The organism is Adlercreutzia muris (genome assembly GCF_008831045.1).
Classification (GTDB): Bacteria; Actinomycetota; Coriobacteriia; order Coriobacteriales; family Eggerthellaceae; genus Adlercreutzia; species Adlercreutzia muris.
The window spans coordinates 1-8,473 of sequence record NZ_WAJS01000054.1; the positions used below are offsets into that span (position 1 = coordinate 1).

Below are 8,473 nucleotides of genomic sequence, written 5' to 3' on the forward strand. Positions count from 1 at the left end.
GCCCACACCCCCCGCCCCGACCGCGCGCGGGCCCCGGCTCCTTCGCGGTACTTTCCCGGGCGCGGTTACGCGAGGGTTCCCTCGCCGGGCGGGTGACTGCGCTCGTAGTAGCGCAAAATCTCTTGGGCGGTCTCCTCCACGGCGCGGCCCTCGGTGTGGATGACGATGCAGCCGAGGCGCCGCATGAGAGCCCGGGAGGCATCCAGGTCGCGGTAGACGTACTCCGGGTCGGCATAGTCCTTGGTGATGAGCTGCATCTTCCCCGCCGCCTTCTTGATGCGCTTCTGGCGGATACCGATGAGCACGTCGGGGCTGATCATGAGTCCGAACAGTCGCGTGCGGTCCACATCGAAGATCTGGGAAGGCGGCTCGGTAGAGGGATCCAGGGGCACGTTGGCCACCTTGTAGCCCTGCTGTGACAGATAGATGGACAGAGGCGTCTTCGAGGAGCGCGACACGCCCAGAAGCACGATGTCGGCCTTGGTGAGATCCTCGGGGTTCTGGCCGTCGTCGTGGGCGATGGTGAACTCGATGGCGGCGATGCGCCGGAAGTAGTTGTGATCCACCACGCGCAGGGCCCCGGGCGCCCCCACGGGCTCCATGCCGCTCATCTCGGCGATGGCGTCCACGGCGCTCGTCATGACGTCCACGGCCAAAATGTTGGGGTGGCGCCCCACGAAGGCGGCCAGCTCGCGGCGAATCTCGGCATCCACGAGGGTGTAGAAGACAAGGATGCGGTCGTCGCCGAGCTCCTGCCGATGGTAGCGCACGTGCTCGGTCAGGTAGTCGTGCACCTCCTGGTAGCTCTTCACCTTCGAAAAAACTTCCAGGCGCGGGTTCGTGACGCCGAACTGGGCTGCGGCGGCCCGAGCCACCACCTGGGCGGTCTCGCCGATGGAATCGGAGACCACATGGATGGTGGGCACGCGGGCCGCCCGCTCGTCAGGAGTACAGTTGTGCATGGCAACCGCCTTTTCTCTTGCAAAACGCCAAGACTTGGCCGAAAACAGGTCGGGAGGACCGCCCATGCTCGGTCAGTCCTCGCCTTCGTGAAAAGAGGTGGGGAAATTGTACACCTCTTTTCACGAGTCTGCGGAATCTGCGCGCGGGCGATCCCCCCGACCCCTTCCCTCCTTTACCAAGAAAGCAGGGCTACGGTTGTCGAAGGCTACTTCTTGGCCATGGCGCCGAAGTCGGCGACGTGGGCGAAGGCGTTGGCGAAGCGGTTCAGCAGCTTCAGGCGGTTGGCCCGCACCTCCGGGTCGTCGTCCATGACCATGGTGGTCTCGAAGAAGCGATCCACCGGGGCTCGCAGGGCGGCCAGGGCCACGAGCGCGTCGGCGAAGCGGTCCTCGCGCAGGGCGGCGGCCACGGCCTCCTCGGCGGCGACGACCGCCTCGGACAGGGCGCACTCAACCTCGGACAGCTCGGCCTTCTTGTAGCCGGTGCCCAGCTTGACATCGCGCAGATTGTTGGCGCGGGCGAAGGCCGTAGCCAAATCGGCGAACACCTCGGGCTGCTCGGTGCGGGCGGCCTCCACGGCGCGGGCCCGGGCGGCCAGCACCATGGGCTCCTCGATGCCGCAGGCCAGCACCGCGTCGATGGTGTCGGCCTTCACGCCCGCGTCGCGCAGGGCCACCTTCTCGCGGGTGATGAAGAAGTCAATGATCTCCCGACGCACCGCGGCGTTGTCGAACTGAAGCCCCGCCTCGCGGTAGATGATGAGAGCGGCGTCGATGGCCTCCACCAGATCGATGGGCAGGCCCGTCTCCAAAATGGCCAGCACGCCCAGGGCGGCGCGGCGCAGGGCGAAGGGGTCCGACGAGCCCGTGGGCGAGGCGCCCACGGCGAACAGGCCGCAGATGGTGTCCAGCTTGTCGGCCAGGGCCACCACCTGGCCCACCACGTCGGTGGGGATGGCGTCGCCGGAGAAGCGGGGGCGGTAGTGCTCGGCGATGGCGCGGGCCACGCGCTCAGGCTCGCCGGCGGCCGTGGCGTAATAGCTGCCCATGACGCCCTGGACGCTCGTGAACTCGATGACAGCGGCCGTGACCAGGTCGGCCTTGGCCAGGTAGGCGGCCCGGGCGATGTCGTGCATCTCCTCGCGGGCGATGCCAGCCGCCGCCGTCAGGCGCGCCGACAGCTTCACCACGCGCTCGGTCTTGTCGCGCATGGTGCCCAGGGCCTCCTGGAACACCACTTCGTCCAGGCGCTCCACGTAGGCGTCCAGGGGCTGCTTCAGGTCCTCCTCGTAGAAGAACTTCGCGTCGTAGAGGCGGGCCGCCACCACGCGCTCGTTGCCGTCCACGATGGTGGCCTCGCGCTCCGGATCGCCGTTGGAGACGATGATGAACTTGTTCGTCAGCTTGCCGCCGTCGTACAGCGGGAAGTAGCGCTGGTGCATGAGCATGGCGTCCACGATGATCTCCTCGGGCACCTTGAGGAACTCCTCGTCGAAGGTGCCCACCATCACCGTGGGGTACTCGGACAGGTTGATGACCTCGGTCAGGGTCTTGGCCGGCAGCTCGGCGGCATATCCGGTGGCCGCCTCGGCCGCCGCCACGCCGGCGCGGATGCGGGCCTCGCGGGCCGCCTGGGTGGGCACCACGTAGGCACCCTCCACCACGGACACCAGCTCGTCGGCGCAGGGCACCGTATGGGGGCCGGGGGCCAGGAAGCGGTGGCCGCGGGTGGTGTTGCCCGCCACAAGTCCGGCGTACTGGACGGGGATCACCTCGTCGCCGAGGAGGGCCACCAGCCAGCGCACCGGCCGTGAGAACATCTCGCGGGTGGTGCCCCAGCGGCAGGACTTCGGCCAGCTGATGCCGTCGATGATGCCGCGCAGCACCTCGGGCAAAAGCGCCGCCACGGGCTGGGCGGCCACGCTGCGCACGGCGTACACGTACTCGGTGCCGTTCTCGTCGCGGCGCTCCAGGGCGTCCACGTCGAGCCCCTTGCCGCGGGCGAAGCCGATGGCGGCCTTGGTGGGGGCGCCGGCCTCGTCGAAGGCGATCTTGGCGGCCGGGCCGCGGAATACCTCTTCCAGGGCCTCGGTCTGGTCGGCCACGGCATCCACGATGGCGATAAGCCGGCGCGGGCTCGTGTAGATGGCCACGTCCCCGTGGGGAATGCGCACGGCATCCAGAGAGGCCGGCACCAGCTCGGCCAGCTGCTCGGTGGCGCGCTTCAAGTCGAAGGCGGGAATCTCCTCGGTGCCGATCTCGAAGGCGAGGGTCGCGGTACTCGTCATCTTAGGCCTCCTTCTCGGCCGAAGCATCGTCGGCGATGGTCACAAACTCGAAGGCGCGCTCGGTATGCTCGGCCGCAGTCGCGGCGCCAGGACAGCCGGAGGCCTCTTCCGGGTGCATCGGCACCAGGTTCGCCCCCGTTTCCGCGACAGGCTTCGCGAGCGGGTCGGGCACCTCGGCCAGCAGGGCATCCAAATCGGCGGTGTCCACGTCCATGCCCACCACGTTCTTCATGTAGGAGGCGCAGCAGGCCTTGGCCAAGGTGCGCACGCGCAGGATGTAGGCCATGCGCTCGGTGGCCGAGATGACGCCGCGGGCGTCCAGCAGGTTGAAGGCGTGGCAGCACTTCAGCACCGAGTCGTAGGCCGGCAGCGGAAGGTCGGCCTTCAGGGTGCGCAGGCACTCCACCTCGCGGTCGGCGAACTCCTGGAACAGAAAATCGGTGTCGGCCACCTCGAAGTTGTACTTCGAGTACTCGCGCTCGTTTTCCAGGTACACGTCGCCGTAGGTGAACACCACGCCGTCGTCGCCGCGGGCCCACACGATGTCGAACATGTTGTCCACGCCCTGGACGAACATGGTGAGCCGTTCCAGGCCGTAGGCGATCTCCACGGGCACCGGGTCGCACTCGAAGCCGCCCACCTGCTGGAAGTAGGTGAACTGGGTCACCTCCATGCCGTCGATCCAGATCTCCCAGCCCAGGCCCCAGGCGCCCAGTGTGGGGCTCTCCCAGTCGTCTTCCACGAAGCGCACGTCGTGGGCCGCGACATCGATGCCGATGGCCTTGAGGCTTCCCAGGTACAGATCCTGGATATTCTCCGGCGAGGGCTTGATGAGCACCTGGAACTGGTAGTAGAACTGCCCGCGGTTGGGGTTCTCGCCGTAGCGGCCGTCGGTGGGACGGCGGCAGCCCTGCACGTAGCAGGTGCGCCAGGTATCGGGGCCGAGCGAGCGCAAGGTGGTGGCCGGGGCGTTGGTGCCGGCGCCCACCTCGTTGTCGTAGGGCTGCAGGACCACGCAGCCGGTGCCGGCCCAGTAGCGCTGCAGGTTCATGATGACGTCCTGGAAGGTGGGGGGCAACGTCTCCTCCACGATGCTTGCGGCATCCATTTCCATGGCTCTCCTTCTTCGGTCGGTTCCTACAATATCTCCCGCGCGACGCCAGAGGGCGGCGCCTCCACCGCGCCGAGCGCGGCGGCTCTCGCTCAGCCCTCGGGCCCTAGAGCACGCCCACGTCGGTCAGCGGCCAGTAGATGAATATCGCCTTGCCGGTGACCGATCGCTCGGCGATGGCCCCGAAATAGCGGGAATCCTGGGAATTGGTGCGGTTGTCCCCCATCACCCAGAGGGAGCCCGCCGGCACGGTATAGGGGTAGTCCACCGTGGTGCCGGGCAGGGACGTGAGGGGGAAGGACGGCTCGCCGCGGGTGTAGGGCTCGTCTTGGAGCACGTCGTCCACGTAGACCCGGCCGTCGCGCAAATCGACCACCTGGCCGCCCACGGCGATGACCCGCTTGATGAGGATGCGGCCCGCGTGATCGGGGTCGGGATCCTCGAAGGTGACGATGTCGCCGGGGGCCGGATCGCTGCTGTAGTAGGTGATCTTCTCGGAGAACACCATGTCGCCGGGCTTGATGGTCTCCTCCATGGACCCCGAGGGAATCTCGTAGGCCTGGAAGACGAAGGTGCGCAGGCCCCAGGACAGCACGAGCACCATGGCCACCAGGCCGATGACGCTGAGCAGGGTGCGCAGGATGCCGGCCGACTGGCGCGGGCGCTGCTGATAGGCGGCGTGATCGCTTTCGTACATCGGTGGGCAGCCCCTTCTCTGCGGTGTGAACATACCATGAAAAGCCATGATACCCCTTCGGCCGCCCTTCGCCCTCCGGGTTCGCGAGACAACAGAAATTTCTGGTCAGCGGAAGGGCGCGGCCCCGCTAGGCCAGGGAATCGAGGAAGGCGCGGTCGGCCTCGGTGAGGGCGCCGGCCGCCGCGAAGCGCTCCAGCAGGTCGGGACGGGCGGCGGCCGTGCGGGCGAGGCTCTGCTCGCGGCGCCAGCGGGCCACGGCAGCGTGGTTGCCCGACAGCAGCACGGAGGGCACCTCCATGCCGCGGAAACTCGCGGGGCGCGTGTACTGGGGGTACTCCAGAAGCCCGCTCGTGAAGGACTCGTCGATGGGGCCCTCCTGCGCCCCCAGCACCCCCGGGATCTTGCGCACCACGGCGTCGATGACCACCATGGATGCCAGCTCGCCGGAGGTGAGCACGTAATCGCCCAGGGAGATCACATGGTCGGCCAGGGTGTAGACGCGCTCGTCGATGCCCTCGTAGTGGCCGCAGATGAACAGCAGGTGCCCCTCGGCGGCCAGCTCGGAGGCATAGGCGTCGTCGAAGGTGCGCCCCTGGGGCGCGAGGAAGACGATCTTGGGCGCGCGGCTCCCCTCGGTCGGGTTCGCCGAGGGCGAAGCTACGGAGTACCCTGATTCGCTCAGACAGTCCTCGCTCGGAAGACTGCCGGCGTCGGGCTTCCGGGCAGCGCTCAGTCGCTCAGACAGTCCTCGCTCGGCGCGACAGCCCACTGGGCTGATCGCGTTCGCTGCGGAACTCGCTTGGTGAGCACCGCCCGAAATCCCTCTGCACTCTTCCACCGTTGAAGCCAGTTTCACTTCGACGATTTCTTTCCCGAGGATCTCTTCCACCGCTTCGAAGATGGGCTCGCACTTCATGACGAGGCCGGCGCCGCCGCCGTAGGGGTCATCATCGGTGGTACGGTGGCGATCGTGGGTCCAATGACGCAGGTCGTGGGCGCGAAATTCCAACAGGCCCTTCTCCTGGGCGCGCTTCATCATGGACTCCCCCATGACCGAGTCGTACATATGGGGGAAGGTGGAGAGGGTCTCAATGAGCATGGGCGGTCCTTTGCCGTTGGAAGTGAGCGACCGGGCGCCCTAGAGGTCGAGCAGGCCGTCGGGGCAGGTGAGGCGAATGAGGCGGCGCTCTTCGTCCACCGCGGCGATGAAGGCGTCCACGAGGGGCACCAGGGTCTCGCGGCCGTCGGGACGGGCCACGGCGAGCAGGGGCTGGGTAGCGCGCTCGTCGACGGAGGCCACCTCCCCCACATAGCCGGCCCGGGCGTCCTCCACAGACCAGCCGAACCAGTCGGGCAGGGCCTCGGCCTCTTCCAGCACTGCCAGATCCACCGCTTCCTCGCGCACGAGGACGCGCCGCCCGGCGAGCATCTCCGCCACGGTGAGGTCCTCCACGCCCTCGAAGAACACGAGGGCCTCGGCCTCCGACAGCGCCTGCACATCGCGCACCCGGGCGCGGCGGGGCGCGTCGATGACCGGCGGCACGAAGGCCGCCTCCAGGCCCTCGTGCAGCAAAGCGGGAAGGCCCGACGCACCCCGTGCGACGAGCCCTCCGTTCAAATTCTTTGGTTTCGCCAGATAGGCGACATCGATCCAACCGCGCATTTAATCGATGAGCTCCACCTCGACGAGCTTGCCCGTGCGCGAGGCAGCGGCGCGGGCCAGCGTGCGGATGGCCTTGATGACGCGGCCCTGACGGCCGATGACCTTGCCGGCATCGCCCTCGGCGACGCGAATCTCCACGACGATGCCGCCGTCATCGGCCTCGGTGGCGACGACCTCCAGCGCATCGGCCTCCTCCACGAGGGGGCGCACGATAGCGTCGACGAGACCGGCGAGATCCTCAGTCAGATCAGCCATGGCTTAGGCGTTCTCGCGGGCGACCTTGATGAGACGCTCCACGGTGTCGGTGGGCTGGGCGCCGTTGGCCAGCCACTGGTCCAGCTTCTCCATGTCGAACTTGATGAGGTGCGGATGGCAGCAGGGGTTGTAGCGGCCCACCTCCTCGATGAAGCGGCCGTCGCGCGGAGCGCGGGAATCGGCGACGACGATACGGTAGTACGGGCGCTTCTTGGCGCCGTGGCGAGCGAGGCGAATCTTGACTGCCATGAAATGGAACTCCTTCTACAACTGATATTTCTCTATACGCAAGCACTGCTCGCACAGTGCGGCGAAAACAGCAATTGCTTATATTACGGCTTCGCGCTCCGTTTGACAAGCGCCCGTCCATGAACTATCCACGGACGGCAAACCCCCGGGGCGCGAAACGGCTTGGGGCCAGCACGGGCCCGCCCCTCCCTCAGGCCAGGGGCACCACCCGGGTGGCGATGCGGGCGGCCAGGGCCGGGGAATGGGACACGAACACGAGCCCCAGGTCGCGGGCTCGGGCCTCGGCCAGCAGCACCGACCAGATCTGGGCCTGGGTCACGGCGTCGAGCATGGTGGACACCTCGTCGGCGATGAGGTAGCGCGGGGACGCGGCCAGGGCCCGGGCGATGCAGAAGCGCTGCAGCTCACCGCCGGAGAGCTCCCGGGGATAGCGGGTCAGCCACCGGTCCCGGATGCCCAGCAGGGCGCGCAAGCGCTCCACTTCCTCGGGCGCGGCCCCGGCCTCGGCCAGGACGGCGGCCATGGTCTGGCGCGGGTCCACGGTCAGCTCGGGATGCTGGCCCACGAGCTGCACCGGGCAGCGTCCGCGCCGCGGCAGGGGCGCCCCGTCCACGAGCACCGTGCCCGCGCGGGGCCGCTCGTAGCCGGCCAAGATGCGGGCCAGGGTGGTCTTGCCCGCCCCGGAGGGGGCCGCCAGCTGCACCCGCTCGCCCGGGGCCACGGCCAGGGAGAACCCCTCGTAGAGCAGCGGGCCGCCCCCGTAGCCGAAGGCGATGGCGCGGGCCTCTAGCATGGGGCGCCCCCTTCCGCGGCCACTTCCTCTTCCCCGCGGTCGTCACCGGGAACCGGAACGGAGGGGGGCGGGGCGAAGTCGTGCTCGGGCAGGGCGTGCCAGAGCTGGCGGCTGAAGGGGTGCGCCAGGGTGTCGGGCCCGGCGAAGCTCTCCACGGCGGTCTCCTCCACCACGGTGCCGTCGCGGAACACCGCCACGCGGTCGGCCACGGTGAGGGCCAGCTCGATGTCGTGGGTGATGAGCAGCACGCCCCCGCCCCCGTCGGCGAAGGCCCGCAGGTCGTCCAGGGCGCGCACGGCCAGATCGAGATCGAGGCCCGGGGTGGGCTCGTCGGCCACGATGAGCCTCGGGTCCTCCATGAGGGCGCAGCACAGCAGCACGCGGCGGGCCATGCCCCCCGACAGCTCGTGGGGGAACAGGCGCGCCGCGTGCTGCTGTGCTGCGCCCTCATGGAG

General features: G+C 68.5%; 10 protein-coding genes. All 10 read right to left on the minus strand.

Annotation, left to right across the window (positions count from 1 at the left end):
- Positions 1–65 precede the first annotated feature (65 nt).
- Entirely contained in the window at positions 66–962 is an 897-nt protein-coding gene (locus F8D48_RS10950) for a pyruvate, water dikinase regulatory protein (protein ID WP_151432025.1), read from the minus strand.
- Positions 963–1,168: 206 nt separating this feature from the next.
- Positions 1,169–3,250 (minus strand): glycine--tRNA ligase subunit beta, encoded by a 2,082-nt coding sequence (gene glyS / locus F8D48_RS10955; RefSeq protein WP_151432027.1) that lies wholly within the window; start codon positions 3,248–3,250, stop codon positions 1,169–1,171.
- 1 nt (position 3,251) lies between these two features.
- Positions 3,252–4,364, minus strand: coding sequence for a glycine--tRNA ligase subunit alpha (locus F8D48_RS10965; RefSeq protein ID WP_240806330.1), 1,113 nt, complete (start codon positions 4,362–4,364; stop codon positions 3,252–3,254).
- A 103-nt stretch (positions 4,365–4,467) separates the two neighbouring features.
- Positions 4,468–5,058, minus strand: a complete 591-nt coding sequence (lepB, locus tag F8D48_RS10970; RefSeq protein ID WP_151432029.1) for a signal peptidase I — start codon at positions 5,056–5,058, stop codon at positions 4,468–4,470.
- A gap of 127 nt (positions 5,059–5,185) precedes the next feature.
- Positions 5,186–6,157, minus strand: coding sequence for a tRNA (guanosine(37)-N1)-methyltransferase TrmD (trmD, locus tag F8D48_RS10975; protein WP_151432032.1), 972 nt, complete (start codon positions 6,155–6,157; stop codon positions 5,186–5,188).
- 39 nt (positions 6,158–6,196) lie between these two features.
- Positions 6,197–6,721 (minus strand): ribosome maturation factor RimM, encoded by a 525-nt coding sequence (locus tag F8D48_RS10980; RefSeq protein ID WP_151432034.1) that lies wholly within the window; start codon positions 6,719–6,721, stop codon positions 6,197–6,199.
- Positions 6,722–6,976 (minus strand): KH domain-containing protein, encoded by a 255-nt coding sequence (locus F8D48_RS10985; RefSeq protein ID WP_135971416.1) that lies wholly within the window; start codon positions 6,974–6,976, stop codon positions 6,722–6,724. It lies immediately after the preceding gene.
- Between the two features lie 3 nt (positions 6,977–6,979).
- Positions 6,980–7,225, minus strand: a complete 246-nt coding sequence (gene rpsP, locus F8D48_RS10990; protein WP_135971415.1) for a 30S ribosomal protein S16 — start codon at positions 7,223–7,225, stop codon at positions 6,980–6,982.
- Positions 7,226–7,415: 190 nt separating this feature from the next.
- Positions 7,416–8,018, minus strand: coding sequence for an ABC transporter ATP-binding protein (locus F8D48_RS10995; RefSeq protein ID WP_151432036.1), 603 nt, complete (start codon positions 8,016–8,018; stop codon positions 7,416–7,418).
- A partial coding sequence (locus tag F8D48_RS11000; RefSeq protein WP_151432037.1) for an ATP-binding cassette domain-containing protein occupies positions 8,012–8,473 on the minus strand: 462 nt, incomplete at its 5' end. The genes F8D48_RS11000 and F8D48_RS10995, both read right to left, overlap by 7 nt.

Coding starts and splice junctions, on each gene's coding strand:
- rpsP (WP_135971415.1), bottom strand. CDS start 7,225: ATGGCAGTCAAGATTCGCCTCGCTCGCCACGGCGCCAAGAAGCGCCCG.
- F8D48_RS10995 (WP_151432036.1), bottom strand. CDS start 8,018: ATGCTAGAGGCCCGCGCCATCGCCTTCGGCTACGGGGGCGGCCCGCTG.
- lepB (WP_151432029.1), bottom strand. CDS start 5,058: ATGTACGAAAGCGATCACGCCGCCTATCAGCAGCGCCCGCGCCAGTCG.
- F8D48_RS10965 (WP_240806330.1), bottom strand. CDS start 4,364: ATGGAAATGGATGCCGCAAGCATCGTGGAGGAGACGTTGCCCCCCACC.
- F8D48_RS10950 (WP_151432025.1), bottom strand. CDS start 962: ATGCACAACTGTACTCCTGACGAGCGGGCGGCCCGCGTGCCCACCATC.
- trmD (WP_151432032.1), bottom strand. CDS start 6,157: ATGCTCATTGAGACCCTCTCCACCTTCCCCCATATGTACGACTCGGTC.
- glyS (WP_151432027.1), bottom strand. CDS start 3,250: ATGACGAGTACCGCGACCCTCGCCTTCGAGATCGGCACCGAGGAGATT.
- F8D48_RS10980 (WP_151432034.1), bottom strand. CDS start 6,721: ATGCGCGGTTGGATCGATGTCGCCTATCTGGCGAAACCAAAGAATTTG.
- F8D48_RS10985 (WP_135971416.1), bottom strand. CDS start 6,976: ATGGCTGATCTGACTGAGGATCTCGCCGGTCTCGTCGACGCTATCGTG.